Origin of the sequence: Flavobacterium suaedae (assembly GCF_014642915.1) — a bacterium.
Classification (GTDB): Bacteria; Bacteroidota; Bacteroidia; order Flavobacteriales; family Flavobacteriaceae; genus Flavobacterium; species Flavobacterium suaedae.
Genome location: NZ_BMJE01000001.1, coordinates 357,561 through 376,150, shown reverse-complemented (window position 1 = coordinate 376,150; position 18,590 = coordinate 357,561). Strand labels below are relative to the sequence as shown.

The 18,590-nt window shown below is 33.9% G+C and carries 17 protein-coding genes; 8 read left to right on the top strand and 9 right to left on the bottom strand.

Annotated features, from left to right (window positions below; genetic code table 11):
• Positions 1 to 19: 19 nt before the first annotated feature.
• From tilS to IEW45_RS01795, 4 genes are all read left to right on the top strand, one after another.
• Positions 20 to 1,330 carry a tRNA lysidine(34) synthetase TilS gene (tilS, locus tag IEW45_RS01810; protein WP_188619769.1) on the top strand — a complete coding sequence of 437 codons (1,311 nt, stop codon included), beginning with the start codon at positions 20 to 22 and terminating at the stop codon, positions 1,328 to 1,330.
• Positions 1,331 to 1,332: 2 nt separating this feature from the next.
• Complete coding sequence (locus IEW45_RS01805) at positions 1,333 to 3,318, top strand: protein-disulfide reductase DsbD family protein (protein ID WP_188619510.1); 1,986 nt, start codon at positions 1,333 to 1,335, stop codon at positions 3,316 to 3,318.
• Between the two features lie 168 nt (positions 3,319 to 3,486).
• A complete protein-coding gene (locus tag IEW45_RS01800) occupies positions 3,487 to 3,951 on the top strand; it encodes a hypothetical protein (protein WP_188619509.1) in 465 nt (154 codons plus the stop codon).
• Between the two features lie 39 nt (positions 3,952 to 3,990).
• Positions 3,991 to 4,473: a hypothetical protein gene (locus tag IEW45_RS01795; protein WP_188619508.1), complete on the top strand. Its 483-nt coding sequence runs from the start codon at positions 3,991 to 3,993 to the stop codon at positions 4,471 to 4,473.
• A 43-nt stretch (positions 4,474 to 4,516) separates the two neighbouring features.
• Here the strand turns inward: IEW45_RS01795 and IEW45_RS01790 are convergent, their stop codons facing one another.
• Positions 4,517 to 5,887 (bottom strand): FAD-dependent oxidoreductase, encoded by a 1,371-nt coding sequence (locus tag IEW45_RS01790; RefSeq protein WP_188619507.1) that lies wholly within the window; start codon positions 5,885 to 5,887, stop codon positions 4,517 to 4,519.
• A complete protein-coding gene (locus IEW45_RS01785) occupies positions 5,874 to 7,118 on the bottom strand; it encodes a cation:proton antiporter (RefSeq protein WP_188619506.1) in 1,245 nt (414 codons plus the stop codon). The genes IEW45_RS01790 and IEW45_RS01785 overlap by 14 nt, the downstream gene beginning before the upstream one ends.
• A 165-nt stretch (positions 7,119 to 7,283) precedes the next feature.
• Here IEW45_RS01785 and IEW45_RS01780 point away from each other — a divergent pair, with 165 nt between their 5' ends.
• Together IEW45_RS01780 and IEW45_RS01775 are read left to right on the top strand one after the other, a co-directional pair.
• Positions 7,284 to 8,819, top strand: a complete 1,536-nt coding sequence (locus tag IEW45_RS01780) for a YifB family Mg chelatase-like AAA ATPase (RefSeq protein WP_188619505.1) — start codon at positions 7,284 to 7,286, stop codon at positions 8,817 to 8,819.
• Between the two features lie 30 nt (positions 8,820 to 8,849).
• Complete coding sequence (locus IEW45_RS01775) at positions 8,850 to 9,080, top strand: hypothetical protein (protein ID WP_188619504.1); 231 nt, start codon at positions 8,850 to 8,852, stop codon at positions 9,078 to 9,080.
• Positions 9,081 to 9,411: 331 nt separating this feature from the next.
• Here IEW45_RS01775 and IEW45_RS01770 read toward each other — a convergent pair whose 3' ends face one another.
• Positions 9,412 to 10,110, bottom strand: a complete 699-nt coding sequence (locus IEW45_RS01770; protein WP_188619503.1) for a hypothetical protein — start codon at positions 10,108 to 10,110, stop codon at positions 9,412 to 9,414.
• Positions 10,111 to 10,516: 406 nt separating this feature from the next.
• Between IEW45_RS01770 and IEW45_RS01765 the strand changes: the two genes are divergently transcribed.
• On the top strand, positions 10,517 to 11,107 hold the full coding sequence (locus IEW45_RS01765) for a hypothetical protein (RefSeq protein ID WP_188619502.1): 591 nt from the start codon (positions 10,517 to 10,519) through the stop codon (positions 11,105 to 11,107).
• A 14-nt stretch (positions 11,108 to 11,121) separates the two neighbouring features.
• A complete protein-coding gene (locus tag IEW45_RS01760; protein ID WP_188619501.1) occupies positions 11,122 to 11,313 on the top strand; it encodes a hypothetical protein in 192 nt (63 codons plus the stop codon).
• Between the two features lie 3 nt (positions 11,314 to 11,316).
• On the opposite strand, the gene IEW45_RS01755 is transcribed toward IEW45_RS01760, so the two are convergent.
• From IEW45_RS01755 to IEW45_RS01730, 6 genes are all read right to left on the bottom strand, one after another.
• Positions 11,317 to 12,522, bottom strand: a complete 1,206-nt coding sequence (locus IEW45_RS01755) for a GTP-binding protein (RefSeq protein WP_188619500.1) — start codon at positions 12,520 to 12,522, stop codon at positions 11,317 to 11,319.
• A 145-nt stretch (positions 12,523 to 12,667) separates the two neighbouring features.
• On the bottom strand, positions 12,668 to 14,089 hold the full coding sequence (locus IEW45_RS01750; RefSeq protein WP_188619499.1) for a hypothetical protein: 1,422 nt from the start codon (positions 14,087 to 14,089) through the stop codon (positions 12,668 to 12,670).
• Positions 14,090 to 14,224: 135 nt separating this feature from the next.
• A complete protein-coding gene (locus IEW45_RS01745; RefSeq protein WP_188619498.1) occupies positions 14,225 to 14,914 on the bottom strand; it encodes an RluA family pseudouridine synthase in 690 nt (229 codons plus the stop codon).
• Between the two features lie 26 nt (positions 14,915 to 14,940).
• Positions 14,941 to 15,759, bottom strand: coding sequence for a 3-methyl-2-oxobutanoate hydroxymethyltransferase (gene panB, locus IEW45_RS01740; RefSeq protein ID WP_188619497.1), 819 nt, complete (start codon positions 15,757 to 15,759; stop codon positions 14,941 to 14,943).
• A gap of 115 nt (positions 15,760 to 15,874) precedes the next feature.
• Positions 15,875 to 17,302 carry an L-serine ammonia-lyase gene (locus IEW45_RS01735; RefSeq protein WP_188619496.1) on the bottom strand — a complete coding sequence of 476 codons (1,428 nt, stop codon included), beginning with the start codon at positions 17,300 to 17,302 and terminating at the stop codon, positions 15,875 to 15,877.
• A 190-nt stretch (positions 17,303 to 17,492) separates the two neighbouring features.
• A complete protein-coding gene (locus IEW45_RS01730; RefSeq protein ID WP_188619495.1) occupies positions 17,493 to 18,578 on the bottom strand; it encodes an endonuclease in 1,086 nt (361 codons plus the stop codon).
• Between the last annotated feature and the right edge of the window lie 12 nt (positions 18,579 to 18,590).

Genomic DNA, 18,590 nt, shown 5'->3' with positions numbered 1-18,590 from the left:
TAATTTACTATTTTTGAAAATGCTTTTACAACTCCAAAATCATTTATCGCAAAACTTACCTTTTTTACAAGATAAAAAACTCTTGCTTGCCGTTAGTGGGGGAGTTGATAGTATGGTATTGACGCATCTTTTTAAAGCATTAAATTATAATATCGCTATAGCACATTGCAACTTTAATTTGCGTGGCGAAGAGAGTGACGGAGATGAAAATTTCATTAAAAATTATGCTCAGGATAATGATATTGAAATTTTTGTAACTCATTTTAATACAGTCTCTTTTGCTGAGGATGCTAAACTATCCATTCAAATGGCAGCAAGGCAATTGCGCTATGCCTGGTTTCAGGAATTAATACAAGAAAAAGGGTTTGATTACCTGCTTACAGCACATCATTTGGATGATAGTATAGAAACTTTCCTTATCAATTTTACGCGAGGTACAGGCTTAGAGGGCTTAACAGGTATTCCGCAACAGAATGATATAATTATACGTCCATTATTATCTTTTACCAGAGCTGAAATAGAAAGTTATGCAGAAGAGAATAACATAAAATGGCGGGAAGATAGTAGTAATGTTTCAGATAAATACATGCGTAATAAACTGCGTCATGATATTATTCCTGTTTTAAAATCGATGAATACTGATTTTAATGGTTCGTTTAAAGAAACTTTGCAGCATTTACAACAGGCACAGTCACTGGTAGAGGATGCATCGGTACTGGTTTATAAGCAAGTGGTTACAGAGGTTGAGGGACAAAAGCATATTAATATTGAACAACTTTTACGCTTACCTAATTATCAGGCTTATTTATACCAGTGGTTGAAACCTTTTGGTTTTACTGCCTGGAATGATATATACAAACTTCCTAATGCACAATCAGGTAAACAGGTTAATACGGATGAATACAGATTATTAAAAAATCGGGAAAATTTAATTTTAGAGCCTCTGCAACAGCAGGATAGTAATGTGTATAAAATTGAAGAAGGACAAAGTGATATAGCTACGCCAATTCAATTACATTTTCAAAAAACAACAATAGTTCCTGAGAAATCATCAAAAAATGAAATCTTTGTTAACAATGAATTAATAAAATTCCCGTTATTTGTGAGAAAATGGCGAGAAGGTGATTATTTTTACCCTTTCGGAATGAATGGGAAGAAAAAAAAGGTTTCTAAATTCTTTAAAGACGAAAAAATGTCTTTATCAGAAAAAGAAAACACCTGGCTTTTATGTTCCGGTAACAATATTATATGGATAATTGGTCGCCGGGCAGATGAACGCTATAAAGTAACTGAAAACACAACACAAATTTTAAAAATAGAGTTATTATAGAAATGAAAAAACTAGTTTACTTTGCTTTGTTTTTCATGGCTTTTTTAACATCAAATGCACAGATGGCAGACCCTGTAAAGTGGGAGTCCAGTGTAGAAAAAAAGTCAGACACTGAATATATATTGATCTTTAATGCTGAGATAGAGCCGGAATGGCATATGTACTCTCAGTTTAGTGATGAAATGGGCGGTTTACCTATGGTAATAAGCTTTAATAATGCTGAGGGTAATTATGAGCCTGAAAAAACAGCCGAAGAAAGTGAAACACATAAAGAGTTTAATGAAACTTTTGGTGTAGAGGAAACCTTTTTTAGTGAAACAGCCGAGTTAAAACAACATATAAAAGTTACTAATCCTGATAATAAATTAGTTCAGATTGAAATTGAATATCAGGTTTGTAAAGAATCTTGTTTACAGGGAGATAAGCTTTTTGTTATTGATTTAGAGAAATTAACATCTCAGGAAGTAAATAATTTTGAAGAAGCTACTACAGCAGCCACTACTACTGATAAAAAAAAAGAAGATAAATCTCCTACAGAAAAATCATCGGAAGATGAAGAAGAAGAGGAAAAAGGCTTATTAACTATCTTTTTATTAGCCTTTGCCGGCGGTTTTGCAGCTTTACTTACTCCTTGTGTATTCCCTATGATACCTATGACGGTAAGCTTCTTTACTAAACAAAGTAAAACAAAAGCAGCAGGAAGAAGAAATGCCATTTTTTACGGAATTTCTATTATAGTAATATATGTAATTTTAGGTTCTGTAGTAACTGCAATTTTCGGTGCAGATTCATTAAATGCACTTTCTACTAATGTTACTTTTAACTTAGTATTTTTTGTATTACTTATAGTTTTTGCTACCTCTTTCCTAGGTGCTTTTGAAATTATGTTACCAAACTCTTGGGCAAATAAAATAGACCGTCAGGCAGATAAAGGAGGTTACATAGGTATAGTCTTTATGGCACTGGCACTGGCAATTGTTTCCTTTTCATGTACAGGTCCAATAGTAGGTACTTTATTAGTACAGGCAGCAAGTAAAGGTGGTATCGCTCCTATAGTTGGGATGCTTGGTTTTTCATCAGCTTTAGCATTACCATTTATGTTATTTGCAATGTTCCCGGGCTGGCTTAATTCTATGCCAAAATCAGGAGGCTGGTTAAACACTGTAAAAGTATTTTTAGGATTTTTAGAGCTTGCTTTTGCTTTTAAATTCCTTTCTAATGCTGACCTTGTATTACAAATGCACTTATTAGAACGTGAAACATTTTTAGCATTATGGATAGCTATATTTGGTACACTTGCATTTTACTTATTTGGTAAAATACAATTACCGCATGACAGCCCTATAACTTCTATTTCGGTAGGGCGTTTATGTATGGGGTTACTGGTATTATCATTTACTGTATACCTTATCCCGGGATTATGGGGAGCACCCTTAAAATTATTAAGCGGTTTCCCGCCACCATCAACGTATAGTGAGTCGCCATTTGGCTTCGGTGGGTCTTCGGCTGCCATTATGGAAGAGGAACTTCCTGAAGGAGCTAAAATAGCTGCACACGGGCTTATAGCTTTTGAAGATTATAAAGATGGCTTAGCTTATGCAAAAGAAGTTAATAAACCTGTTATGTTAGATTTTACAGGCTATGCTTGTGTAAATTGTCGTAAAATGGAAGACCATGTGTGGTCTGACGAACGTATACTTTCAATACTTAAAAATGAGGTAGTATTAGTATCACTTTATGTAGATTCTAAAGAAGACCTTCCTGAAAGCGAACAATATATATCTGAAACTACAGGTAAAAAGATTAAAACAATAGGTAATAAATGGAGTGACTTACAAATAGAACGCTATAAAGCCAATGCACAGCCGTATTATGTTTTAATGAATCCTGATACAGAGGAAAAACTAAATGATCCAGTAGGTTATACACCGGATGTATTAGAGTATAAAGAATGGCTCACATCGGGCATTGAAAACTTTAAAGAATAATAAAAAAAGCTCCTTAAAAAGGAGCTTTTTTTATTTATATCGTTAAATACCTAATACTAGGTATTTTTTATTGAAAGGAATTTTTTCGTTTTTTCTTACATACTTTCTGTCTATATTTGAGTAGCTAGCTAATTAAAATTACAAACAATTATTAAATCCATCTAAATTATGACAAACCTATTTATTCCTAAAATTGGAATATTACTATTACCATTGCTTTTGGTTACTGGTAATATCAATCCTAATGTAGAATTATTTCAAGAAAACAAATCATTAAAGATTGAGAAAAATGAAAAAACTCAAATTCAGGATAGCTATGTGTTTACTGCAGAGGCTGATATATTTAATAGTGCAGGTTCAGGCTGTACTTCTTATCAAATCAGAATTTATGCTACTAATACTACAACAAGACAGAGAAGACTTATACACTCCGCAATAGTATTAAGTGGTATTGGATGTGGAGATAGAGAGGGGCAGGTTCTTTTAAGTACTACTTACTTTGGAACAAAGTCTTTACCGGATTATTTACTTAAAGATGAAAGACCGGACGACAAACCTATAATCCCTTTTTTAAAGGAACACCCTAAAGTTTATGAAGAATATGTTTTAAAAAGAGAAAAATTACAAAATTAACGTCCATATATAAAATAATCACTAAGCAATAAATTTATTATGAATAAAAAACCATTATATACAGTAGTAGCAAAATCAATTTTTGTTTTATGTTTACTTTTTTTGATAATAGGTACTCAATCGTGTTCAAATGATAGTGAAGTAACTAATAATGAAGCAGCTAAATCTAATGCTGGTTTTAATGTGAAATCTACTGAACCAGTACCTAAAGAAACCGGAATATTTGTTGAAGTTGATTTAATTAGCTGGGATAATAACTGTTTCAAGTATCAACTTAGAATAGTTTTAAAGGATAAAGATGGAGAAAGAAGTCTTGCTCATTCAGCTATTATTCAAACAGGTTCAGGGTGTGATGATGAAGGTTTGGTAACTAATAGTTATGAAGGAGAATATAAAGGAGACTTTATTATTAAGGATGAGCTACCTAACGGAAAACCGGTAAGAACTTATTTAGATGAAAATCCTGATGTTTATAACGATTATACAATTGAAAGAGATAGAGTAATTGCTGATATTAAATAACATTATCTGAAAATAAAAAAAGCTCCTTTTTAAGGAGCTTTTTTTATATACTTTTAATTAAATGCCTCGCTGCTGTTTGCACAGGATCCCAAACAGGGGAGAAGGGAGGAGCGTAAGAAAGGTCTAGATCGATAATATTTTGCAGTGTAAGGTTGTGGGTTAAAGCTGTTGCTATAACATCAATACGTTTGGCGGCACCTTCCATACCTACTATTTGCCCACCGAGTAGTCGCCCGCTGTTTTTTTCTGCAAGTAGCTTTACAGTTATGTCCTTAGCACCCGGGTAGTAATGCGCTCTGGTTTTACTGTCAATAGTACCTGTAACATATTCTATACCTAAACTTTCTATATCTTTTTCACGAAGCCCCGTTCGGGCAACCTCATAACTGCAAAGTTTACAAACTGCCGTACCTACAACACCGGGGAATACACTTTTTTCACCAGCTAAATTACTACCCGCAACCAACCCTGTTTTATTGGCTACCGTACCCAAAGCAATATGCGTTGGCCGTTTGCTGGTAAGGTCCAATGTTTCACTGCAATCGCCGGCGGCATATACATCTTCTATATTGGTTTGCATTTGTGCATTTACTTTTATAGCGTTTTTTACGCCCAGGTCAATCCCTGAACCTTTTAAAAACCCGGTGTTAGGCAATGCGCCCATACCCAGTATAACCATATCGGTTTTTATGGTTCTGTTTTCGCTTACTACCGCGATTACTTTGTTATCCTTAGTTTTAAAATAGTTTAAGGCTTCTCCGCAATACACTGTAATACCCAAACCTTTCATCGCTTCCGATATTTTTTCTCCCATATCTGGGTCAAGCGTATTCATTAACTGTGGAGATTTGTTTATTATGGTTACTTCCAGCCCGCGTATTAGTAATGCCTCTGCCATTTCCAGCCCGATATAACCACCGCCTATTATTACCGCTTTCTTAGGCTTTTCTTCCTCAATAAACTTTTCGACTTTTACACCGCTTCTCAAATTCGATACTCCGAAAATACCATCAGCATTATAACCTTTTACATCAGGACAATAGGCTTTAGCACCTGTAGCAATCAGTAACTGGTCATAACTCTCCCAAAACTCTTTATTACCTTCAATGTCCTTTACTTTTATCTTTTTCTCTTTAGTGTTTACCTGTATAACTTCGTGTTGTATGTGTACATTAATATCATATTTTTCTCTAAACTCTTCAGGGCTTCGCACTATAAGTTCATTAATATCAGGTATTGTATTAGATATAAAATAAGGAATACCACAAGCAGAGTAGGAGGTGTAGCTTGATTTTTCAAATACTATTATCTCTCGTTCAGGATTTTCTCTTCTTACTTTTGATGCTGCTGACATCCCTGCTGCATCTCCGCCAATCACTACAAGTTTATTGCCTTTACTTTTATGTTGAGTCATGTTTATAAATTCTTTTTTGCACGCGGTGTGCTGTTAAACCGTGTATAAGTACAGAGAAAAATATAATTGCTATAGTAATCTCAAACAATTTTTCAGAGTCTTTAAAATCAGCAGAAGTAAGAGCATAAGCTAAATAAAACACTGAGCCTATACCTCTGATTCCGTAAAACGAGAGTACAAATTTTTGAAATTTGTTTAAATCAGTACCTAATAGTGATAAGTACCCAATTACAGGTCGTATTAAGAATATCATTATTAGTGCTACTGAAATAATTTTAACGTCTATTAATATATAATAGTGAGAGGCTATAAATATACCTGTAACTATAAATATTACAGCTACTATAAGGCTTTCAAGCTCTTCATTAAAGTCGTGCAGACTATCCATATGTTCATCAAACTTTTCATATCGGCTAAATATACAGGCAGCTATAAAAACAGCTATAAATCCATATCCGCCTACCATTTCAGTTATAGCATATGGTAGTAATGTTAAAGATAATGATAATATCCCTCGGCTTATCTGTGTTAACAATTCATTTTTAGCAACATTAAATACTATTTTAAATAATATCCAGCCAGACAGTAAACCAATTATAACGGCTACTACAATTCTAATTAGTACGTAGTGTAGTAACCAATCACCAATCCAATTTTCAATTTCCATTCCTTTTTGTGCCGCTAAAATGGCAAAATAAGTGAAAGGGAAAGCCAGACCATCATTTAAACCGGCTTCGGAAGTAAGCCCCAGTTTAATTTTAGATGTATCTGCTTCACTGGGCTGAGATGTTTGTAATTCACTAGCCAGTACAGGGTCTGTAGGAGCTATTAAAGCCCCGAATAATAAAGCGGTAGCAGGAGCAAGACCAATAATCCACCAGCCTAAAAAAGCAGCGGCAACTATAGTAAAAGGCATAACAATAGCCAGTAACCTTAAAGAATTACGCCAAGTACTCCATTTAAAAGGTTCTTTTATTTTTAAGCCGGCATTGGTAAGTGCTATAATAACTACAAATTCAGTAACTTTTTTAATTACCTCCATGTAGTCCATTGGCTGAAAGAAATAGTGCAGGAATATAAAATAACCACCAATACCCAGTAGCATATATACAACCGGAGCAGATAGAACTTTACGTTGTGTAATAACAGGTATTATAGCTGCCAGCAGAGCAATAACTCCTGTAGCAAGCAACACCATGTTATAGTATTCAATTTCAAAATAGTCAGGCATCTATGTAATAAAGGCTAAGATTTATTTTTTAATATCAATCAGTATAGATATACAATTTAAAAACTTATTAGTCAATGTGAGAAAAGTGCGATTATTTTTAAGTGTAATTTATGATTTATACACTTTTTTAGGTTATTTTCGAATGCCTAAAATTATTAAACAATTATGCTAATAAAAGTCTTCGGAAGCGCTGTTTTTGGCGTAGAAGCTACCACTATTACTGTTGAAGTTAATATTGATAAAGGAATAGGATATCACTTGGTAGGGTTGCCCGACAACGCTATTAAAGAAAGTAGTTATCGTATTGCAGCCGCACTTAAAAACACAGGTTATCAACTTCCCGGTAAAAAAATAACAATAAACATGGCTCCTGCCGACATGCGTAAAGAAGGCTCTGCTTACGACCTTACTTTAGCTATTGGTATACTGGCAGCATCAGGGCAAATAAAAGCTAATGATGTAGGAGATTATATTATAATGGGTGAGTTGTCGCTTGACGGTAGCCTTCAACCCATAAAAGGGGTGCTACCCATTGCTATAAAAGCAAAAGAAGAAGGATTTAAAGGCTTTTTCCTGCCGAAGGAGAATGTGAGAGAAGCAGCTATTGTGAGCGGATTAGATGTATATGGAATAGAAAACCTTACAGAAGTAATTGAGTTTTTTGAAGGTAAGAGTACACTTGAACCAACTGTAATTAATACAAGAGAAGAGTTTTACAAAACCCTTGATTTTCCTGAATTTGATTTTAGTGATGTTAAAGGACAGGAGAGTATAAAGCGCTGTATGGAAATTGCAGCAGCAGGAGGGCATAATATAATATTGATAGGTCCTCCCGGTGCAGGTAAAACCATGTTGGCAAAACGCTTACCAAGCATATTGCCACCAATGACACTGCATGAAGCCTTGGAAACTACTAAAATACATAGTGTTGCAGGTAAACTTAAAGATGTAGGTTTAATGAATCAGCGACCGTTTAGAAGTCCGCACCATACTATAAGTAATGTAGCACTTGTGGGTGGAGGAAGTTTCCCTCAGCCGGGAGAAATTTCTATGGCACATAATGGTGTGCTTTTTCTTGATGAGCTTCCTGAGTTTAAGCGAGACGTACTGGAGGTTATGCGACAGCCTCTGGAAGATAGAGAGGTAACTATAAGCCGTTCTAAATTTACGATAACCTATCCGTCATCATTCATGTTGGTTGCCAGTATGAACCCCAGCCCAAGCGGTTATTTTAATGACCCTGATGTTCCATCCGCATCTTCACCACATGAAATACAGCGTTATTTAAGTAAAATTTCAGGACCATTATTGGACAGGATTGATATACACATTGAAGTTACTCCCGTGCCTTTTGAAAAGCTAAGCGATACTCAAAAAGCGGAGAGTAGTAAGGAAATACGTGAAAGAGTTATTAAAGCAAGAGAAATACAGACTAAAAGATTTGAAAGTAATAAAAGTATTCATTATAATGCACAAATGAATACCAAGCATATTCAGGAGTTTTGTAAATTAGACAGTACATCGTTACAATTACTGAAAACAGCTATGGAACGATTAAACCTTTCGGCAAGGGCTTATGACAGAATATTAAAAGTAAGCCGTACTATTGCTGATCTTGAAAATGCCGAAAATATTGAACCACATCATATCTCAGAAGCTATACAATACAGAAGTTTAGACCGAGAGGGCTGGCTGGGATAATGTGGTAAGAATTAATAAAGAATAAAAAATATGTTTAAAAAAGAACTTGAAGAGTTATTTAACGGAATGCCACAATTTGTGCAAGATAAATTAAAACCTGTTATTGATAATATACTGGAACGGGCAGGGGAGTATGACGAATTTAAAAATGAAGACCCGGAGTATTATGAGGAAGACCGTGAACTTATAATGAAAGATGTACATAAAGTAAAGTATTTAAATGACCAATGGCGAATAATGAATAGCAGAGAAAATAATTAATTGATAATGACTTGATTTTAATAGTTCTTATTTTAAATAAATATGAGATAGTATAATTATACTATCTCATATTATCAGAATTATTTCAAGTATTTTTTATATAAAAAATAAAGTATTGTAATGGTAAGAAATACTAATACTATTAGTGTAGCACCAAAAATAAATTTATCTATTTTATTGATTGTATATAACCTTTTAAGTTTGATTATAGACATGGTTACCATAAATATAACTATAATTGCCTGCAAATAGAATACTATTTCATTATCAAAGGATAAAAAAATTGCAAATATTATAATCAATATTATTGGTAATATCTTATTGTTCATAATTATATATGTATTACAATACCTGCATCATCAAGACAATTGTGCCATGCTCTTAAAACTCTTCTTTCGCATAAGGCAGCCTGAACTCCTGCAACAAGAGTGCCACTTAATATTGATATACCGCATGTCCAAATACCACCAATAAGCCCAATACCCATCGTTACACTGGCATCCTCAAAACAATCTCTTAAACCTAATCTTTTATCTCTGTTACAAGGATGTACATTTGGTTCATAGATATCCCCAGGATGAAATATATTTCCAGGATTTAAGGTAATCATTTCACTAACAGCATTACTTATAGCTTGTTCTTGAGCTTTAGTCTCTAAAGTAGAAAATTCTTTATTTTTATCTATAAAATTTTTAAAATTATCAATTTGCTGAATGTGAAGTTCTACAATTTTTAATGTATTCTCTTTAGATACCCCATTATTTTCTAAGATAGATTTAATTTCAGATTCAGTTTTAGCACTTTGGATTTGATAAATTACTTCTTCTTTAATTTCTCTACCGGATTCAACTTCATTTGTCCAAACATCCATTATATCTTTTGTGAGTACACAATGTGTATAAGCAAAATCTTTAATTGTAAAATCATCACTCTTTGTAAAAGCTTGCTTTTTAATTTCTGTTGAATCATTATCACTTGAACAGCCGAAAATTACTAATGCCATTAAAGGCATCCAAATTCTTTTTAACATTTTTAAAATTAGATTTAATTAATAATAATAATAGAAAAATAATCTATGAGATATTTTGATTATATCATGATGAAATCGGGTGTAAATGAATATGATTTTTAGTTATTATTATTGAGATAAAACCACAATTAACATGTTTTAAAAGTTAAATATTTTAATAATAATTATTGATTAAAATCAAAATATATTAGATAAAACGGTAAATTAGTTTATGAGAATATAATTCTTTTGAAAAAAGAATACCCTGACTATTACGAGAAATACCGCGAACTTATAATAAAAGACGTACACAAAGTAAAGTACTTAAATGACCAATGGAGAATAATGAATAGTAAGAAAAATAATTAATTGATAAACTGATTGTAAGTGATTTAGAGTATATTTAACCGACTAAAAAATTATAATTATGAAAAACTTACGAATACTATCACTTATAGCAGTATCAGGATTATTTTTTTCTTGTAGTGCAGAAGATACCTATAATGAACAGGAAGTAGAAGCTGTTGCAGAGACAGAAAATGATGAGTTTATCCCTAAATTATTTGATAAAGAAGCACTTGCTGAAGCATTTGCAGTAGCCTGGAAAGATATTAATATCGATTTTACTAAAGTATTTACTTATACCACAAAGAAGGAAGCCACTAAAGAGATTCAGAATTTTTTATTGGAGGTACAAAAAGATGTTCAATGGGAATTGGAAGAATACCCCGATAGCGATGCAGTGATTGCTAATTTTAAATTGGATAATGGTGTTGGCAGGCTGCAAGAAGTGCACTATATAAACGAAGCTAAAAATACTATTATTAAATCTTTTGTTAGTGATAATAATAAAGGGCTGGAAGAAAAAGAATTTACTAATACAGCGAATCAATTAATAGATAGTAGTGGAGAAGGTTGGATTTTTATAGATGAAAAAAGCGAAAATATAAGCGACTATAGCAGTTTTAAAGCAAAAGTTACTGCAGCAGCTACTATAACACTATTAGCTCACAAATAAACATTTATAAAGCATTGGCAGGTTCAGATTTTGTAATTGAAGTTATAACAGAGGTTATTTTACCCTATCCGGGAGCTTTTATACGCTGGTTGTTTTTGGGAAGGAAAAGAACATTTAAATCGATACTAAAAGAAGCCAATAGCAAAAACGAATATGTTACACTTGCTTTTGTAATGGCTTCTTTATTAATATTCTTAATTATTTAGATATTATATATTTACAGGAAAAGGGTCATTAAACGGCATGTTTTTATCAAATAAATGTTGTTCATTATCTAATAAAAGACATTCTTCAAGGTCAGTAACCATTTTATCTTTATTTATATCCTGCCCTATAAATACCAATTCATTCATCCGGTCTCCCCATTGTTTGTCCCAGCGTTCCTCAATAATATCTCTATTATTAATAAATGAGGCATATCTAATTCTTTCCCCAAAGTCCATACTGCACCACCAAACACCTCCTCTTTCCATTCTGAAAGAACCACCTGCCTGAGAGAAAGTTAAAGCTTCGTTAGGTCTTGAAGCCAGCCAAAACAGACCTTTGGCTCGTATAATTCCATCAGGGTATTGACTATTTAAATAATTCCAGAATCTTTCAGGGTGAAATGGTTTTTGATTTCGAAATACAAAGGAACTAATACCATATTCTTCAGTTTCAGGTGTATGGTTCTCAGCTTGTAATTCTTTTTGCCAACCAGCCGAGTTTTGAGCTTCTTCAAAGTCAAAAAGTTGAGTATTTAATATCTCAGTAGGGACTACTTTACCAAAAGAAGAAAGTATAATTTTTGCACTTGGATTTAACTTGTGTATAGCAGCTTTTAAAAGTCCTATTGTGTTATTATCAACTAAGTCAGTTTTATTTAGTATTATAACATTTGCAAACTCTATTTGATCCGTCAATAAATTAACAATAGTACGATAGTCATCCTGAATATCTGTTAAGTCACGGTCTTGCAGAAGTTCATTTGTGCTAAAATCGTTAAAGAAATTAAAGCAATCAACTACTGTTACCATCGTGTCAATGTAACTGAATCTGGACATATCAATATTATTTTCGCTGTCAACAAATGAAAACGTTTGTGCTACAGGAACCGGTTCACTAATACCTGTACTCTCAATTAATAAATAATCAAACCGACCGTCTTTTGCTAATTTTTCTACCTCTACCATTAAATCTTCCCTGAGTGTGCAGCATATACAACCATTACTCATTTCCACTAGCTTCTCCTCTGTCCGTGAAAGTGTTTCTTCTTTTTCAACTAATCGGGCATCTATATTTATTTCGCTCATATCATTTACGATAACAGCTACTTTTAAATTTTCTTTATTGTGTAGAATATGATTTAATAAGGTTGTTTTTCCTGCACCTAAAAAACCGCTTAGAACAGTTACAGGTAATTTTTTTACTATCATGATTAATTTTAATGCAATTAAGTTGCAAAATTAATTAAAGTTTATTTAAATGCAACTTGATTGCGTTAATGTTTTTAACCAATAAAAAAGCCGAAGTATTATACTTCGGCTTTTTTGTGCATATATTGATTAAATTGTTTTCGATTTAAATTCCGAATCTAAACCCAAAATATAAGTCCGCTTGTTTAGAGTCACTGTCTAAAAGCATAGATATTCCTGAACCTGAACCAATAAAGAATCCTCCAAGTCTAACTCCTAAACCGGCTGTAAAACCTGAAATTTCATTATTGGCAAGTGGTGCATACACCTCAAAAAAGTTAGTAGAATAACGAGGGGTAACACTTACAATGTTTTGTACAGTTATTTGGTCGTTATCATTATTCTCATTAAGTTTTTGTTGTACAAATCCTGTAGCATAAAATTTACCATAAAGTTTAACATCAGCATAAGCAGAAAATACAGTAGGTAATTTTACTTTAAAATCTTTAGCAGCCTCATCCATAGTTAAATATCCACTTTGTAAAAGAATGTCCTCAACATCCTGAATACTTTCAGCATCTTCAAACTGGTTAAGATCTAAAAATTCTCCTGTAGGTACATCAAGTTCATAGTTTACAGACTCGTTATTATCATCTTTAAATGTCATGCTACCCATGTTACGAATTGCAAGCCCTGCATTAAGCTTATAATTTCTTGGATCAGAATATTGAAATGTTAATGTATTATTTTCATTATCATCTTCATCGTTACTGTTTTTTGTTAATGTAAAATTACTTTTATCTTTCCAGCGGTAGTTAACACCAATATCTGTAGAAAAACCGTTTAAGCCTCCTGCAAAAAACTCTGTAAAATTATCGCTTTCAGAAAAATCGCCTGCTAAAGAACCGGAGTAGGCAATATTAACTTCTGCAGAGGCATCAGTAAGTGATACATCCCCAAAGTTATTAGTTATAGTACCTTCAAATCTGCTGGCACCCATATTGGCATAAGTACCCGGAAATAATAAATTGAAGGTTATACCAGCACTTATTTTATGTTCTTCAGAGTCATAAAGCTCTCTAGCTATTGATAATCCTATTTCTCCCCAAGAAATACCTGCCGCTCTTTGGTTTTCGCTTGCAAGTATATTATACACTTCAGTAATATTATCTACGCCACCATTAGTAACAGCATTACCCAAAGTAGTATTAATATCAACTAATGAAGCCTGTACTTTTGCAGATGAAGAAATTGCAAAAGCCCATTTGTTTACCTGAAAAGCTAATGCAGGACCTAAAATTTCTACATCAACACGCATATTTACGTTTTCATTTCCTGAAAACAGTATGTTTTCAAAATCATCTCCTCCATCAATAAAATCTCCAAAAGCAACTTTGTTATTAGCAAAATTACCACTGAAGTTAAATACATTCACATCATATTTACTGCTCATATTAGCTAATTCGGCAGGGTTGATGTCGGCATTTAATAACCCTCCTCTTCGGGAAGTATTAATACCTGAAAAATGTTCTTGTGCAAAAGAAGATATCCCTATAACAGAGAAAAGACATAGTAGTGTTTTTTTCATATTCGTAGTAAGTATTTGTTTTCTATAAAATTAACAAAAAATATCATGTATTTATTAAAAGTGACACCTAACAGGGCTTTATATTAGCAAATTTATAATTTGTCTTAATACCTTAAAATACCTGCTAATGGGTATTTATATAGAAGACCAAACAGGATCGTTTGGAGTAGGGGCTGTAATATTTAATATTTCTTTATTAACAGGGTGATTAAATGAAAGTTGACGTGCATGTAAATGTATCCCTCCATCAGGATTACTGCGGTTAAAGCCGTATTTTAAATCACCTTTTATAGGGCAGCCTATAGCCGAAAGTTGTGACCTTATTTGGTGGTGGCGTCCTGTGTGCAAGTTTATTTCAAGTATATAATAGTTATTTAAAGCCCTGATAATTGTGTAATCCAGGCTTGCTTTTTTACTATTATTAACCTCTTTAGTATGGGCTTTTGAGGTATTATTTTTAGGATTTCGAACAAGGTAATGCACCAGAGTACCTTGCTCTTTAGGCAGTTGGTTTTTTACAGCAGCCCAATATGTTTTTTTAGTCTCACGATTTTTAAATAAATCATTTAAACGAGATAATGCTTTTGATGTACGAGCGAAAACAACAATACCGGTAGTAGGTCTGTCCAGCCTATGTACAACCCCTAAAAAAACTGCGCCGGGTTTATTATATTTTTCTTTAATATACTCTTTAACCACATCGCTCAGTGGCTTATCGCCGGTTTTATCTCCCTGAACAATATCTCCGGCGCGCTTATTTACTACAATTATGTGATTGTCTTCGTGTAAGACTTGTAGGTTATCTTTATTTGAAACTATTTTCAAAGTAATTTACTTTCTACGTTAGTAAATTAATATTGCTCTTGTTCATTAGGAAAGTCAGTTGACTTAACATCTGACACATATTGCGAAATAGCAATATTCATATCTTCAAATAAATTCATGTACCTGCGAAGGAAACGAGGACTGAATTCATGTGTCATACCCAGCATATCATGTACTACAAGTACCTGACCATCTACACCACCACCGGCACCAATACCAATTACAGGTATAGATATACTTTCTGCTACTCTTTTTGCTAATGCAGCAGGTATTTTTTCTAATACTACAGCAAAACAGCCTATACGCTCTAAAAGCTTGGCATCATCAATTAATTTTTCTGCTTCTTCTTCCTCTTTTGCTCTTACCGTATACGTACCAAATTTATATATGGATTGTGGTGTAAGCCCTAAGTGTCCCATAACAGGTATACCTGCATGCAGTATTTTTTTAATAGAGTCTTTTATCTCTCTGCCGCCTTCAAGTTTTACAGCATGTGCGCCACTTTCTTTCATAATACGTATAGCAGAGCGTAGTGCTTCTTTAGAGTCTGATTGGTAACTACCGAAAGGTAAATCTACTACTACTAATGATCGTTGTATAGCACGCACTACTGATGATGCATGATATATCATTTGATCCAGTGTTATAGGAAGGGTGGTTTCGTGACCCGCCATTACGTTTGATGCTGAGTCACCAACTAAAATAACGTCAACACCTGCTGTGTCAACTATTTTAGCCATTGTATAGTCATAAGCCGTTAGCATAGATATCTTCTCGCCGTTGGCTTTCATTTCTATTAATGATTTTGTGGTAATTCTTTTATAATCTTTTTTTGCTGTAGACATACCTAAGTTTTTTGAAGATGTAAAAGTACTAAATTGCCACAAGAAATTAAGGACACAGGTTGTTTATTAACACCTGTACCATAGTATATATAAGTATAGTAAGTAAATTAGAATATTAACAGTCGGATACGTTAACAGTTATAGCAAGCCCTCCTTCAGAAGTTTCTTTATACTTGTTATTCATATCTTTTGCTGTTTCCCACATAGTATTAATTACTTTGTCAAGCGGTACTTTAGCATTTTTCGGGTCTGTTTCCAACGCCAATTCGGCGGCATTAATAGCTTTTATTGCACCCATAGTATTACGCTCTATACAAGGTACCTGTACAAGTCCGGCAATAGGGTCGCAGGTTAAGCCTAAGTGATGCTCCATAGCTATTTCAGAGGCGATAAGACACTGTTCGGGAGTTCCGCCCATAACTTCACATAATCCTGCTGCTGCCATTGCTGATGAAACGCCTATTTCTGCCTGGCAACCTCCCATAGCTGCTGATATAGTAGCACCTTTTTTAAATAGACTTCCTATTTCGCCTGCTACTAATAAAAATTGCTTGATTTCATCTTCGCCAGCTTCATGGTTTTCTATAACCAAATAGTACATAAGTACAGCAGGTATTACACCTGCGCTACCATTGGTAGGAGCTGTTACTACACGACCTAGCGCTGCATTAACTTCATTTACAGCTAAAGCGAAACAGCTAACCCATTTTAGTATTTGCCTGAATTTTACTTCTGTTTTTCGTATAACGGCAATCCAGTCCTGCGGATTGTTATAAGGTAAATCGCCAATCATTTTAAGGTGCATATCATAAGCACGCCTGCGAACGTTAAGTCCGCCAGGTAATACACCTTCAGTATGGCAACCTGTATACATACATTCCAGCATGGTGTTCCATACACGCATTAACTCGGTGTGTATTTCCTGTTCACTACGGATTGATTTCTCGTTTTCGTAAACCAGTTCCGAAATGCTTTTGTTTAACTTCTTGGTGTATTCTAATAGTTCAGTTGCTTTATCTACAGGGTAAGGGAAGTTGTCTTTTATTTCTTCTTTTTCTTTGGCTACGGTACGTTCTTCTTTTACAACAAAACCACCGCCTATAGAGTATAATGTAGAAACGAATATTTCTTTATCATTTGAATATGCTGTAAAACGGAAACCATTAGAGTGAAAAGGAAGAAAATCTCTGTTGAAAATAATATCATCAGCAGGAGTAAAGGTAATTTCTCTTTCATTACCCAGTCGCATAACACTAGTTTCCTTTATGTTTTCTACTATACTCTCAACAGCTTCAATAGGTACATATTCAGGGTCTGCACCACTAAGACCAAGAATAACAGCCAAATCAGTAGCATGTCCTTTTCCTGTTAATGATAGCGAACCATATAAATCTACTTTTATACGGGTAACACTATCAAAAATATTCTCTTCGCGCAGTTCGGCTAAAAAGCGTTCGGCACCACGCCAAGGTCCTAAAGTGTGCGAACTTGAAGGTCCCACACCTATTTTAAGCATATCAAAAACTGAAATACATTCGTTCATAGCAAAACAATGTTTTGTAGCAAAGTTACTTTAAATACGGTGGGCAAAGGTAAATAAATTGCTAATACTATAACGATATCGCGTTAAAATTGTACATGAAATAATTTTACATCAATTTTATTAATTTCTGTTATAAAATAAACACAAAAAAAGCCTCCAATTATTGGAGGCTTTTTTATTAAACTATTATTTAGTTTACAATTACTTTTTTAACAGCAGTGTTTTTATCTGAAGCTACTTTTAGCATATAAAAACCACTAGGCAGGTTTTCTATAGTATAAGTGTTACTTTCAGCTTTTGGTTGCTGTATATACTGAATTATTTGCCCGTTAAGGTTTATTAGCTGGATTTCCTCTAGTTCAACTTCACTGTATATGTTAACTTCATGTGCTGTAGCAGGATTAGGATATACAGAAAGATTTGTAGTAAAGTAATCTTCTATTGAAGCCATAGCCCAACGGTCTTGTGCTACAGGTCCTCCCCATATTAATGTTGCCAAGTAAGGGTTATCAATAAACGGGTTACGGTTACCTTGTCCGTAATTATTATTGGCATTACCTAAATAAGTATTTCTGTAATCTTCGTGTTCAGATACCGGGTCTTCGGCATTCCATTGTAATAACAGTTCAGGCATGTTTGAGTCACTGGGAACAGTACCACCCATTACAACATTTGTAGGAAGGCATTGTTCACCATAGTGCAGGTACATATACATTAATATACGTGCAACATCACCTTTCCATTCATCACCGGGATACCATCCGCCACCTGAATTTCCTGCATTACCGCTACCTGTATTATATTTTTTGTTAGCACGGTCACCGTTAAAGTCAACATCACACGCTCTTAAGTGGTGTGCATCGGCTCCAGCACCTACCTGTCCAAGTTCTGGGTTTCCTAATGATTGTGGGTAAACATGTTCTCTGTTCCACTCACAATTAGGGTCTCCGCCATTGTCATTTTTTAGTCTTCTTCTGTGGTAATCATCGTTCGATGAGTTGTTAGGACATACATTATCACTATATCCATATAATAAGAATACGTAATTTGATGCATCAGGATCCTGATCTGTTATTTTTAAAGCTTCCCAAACCTCAGGTGTATAAGATAATTCATTAACATGGGTATTGGTAATCTTAGTAGATAAACTGTTTTTTAAAGCTGTTCCTGTCTGCTCAAAATTAAAACCATCATAATAAGGAGAAGCAGGAGCTCCGTCTTGTGCAATTGCACCTAATGAAAGCATCATTAGGCAAAAAGTGTAAATATGTTTCATCTCTCAAAAATT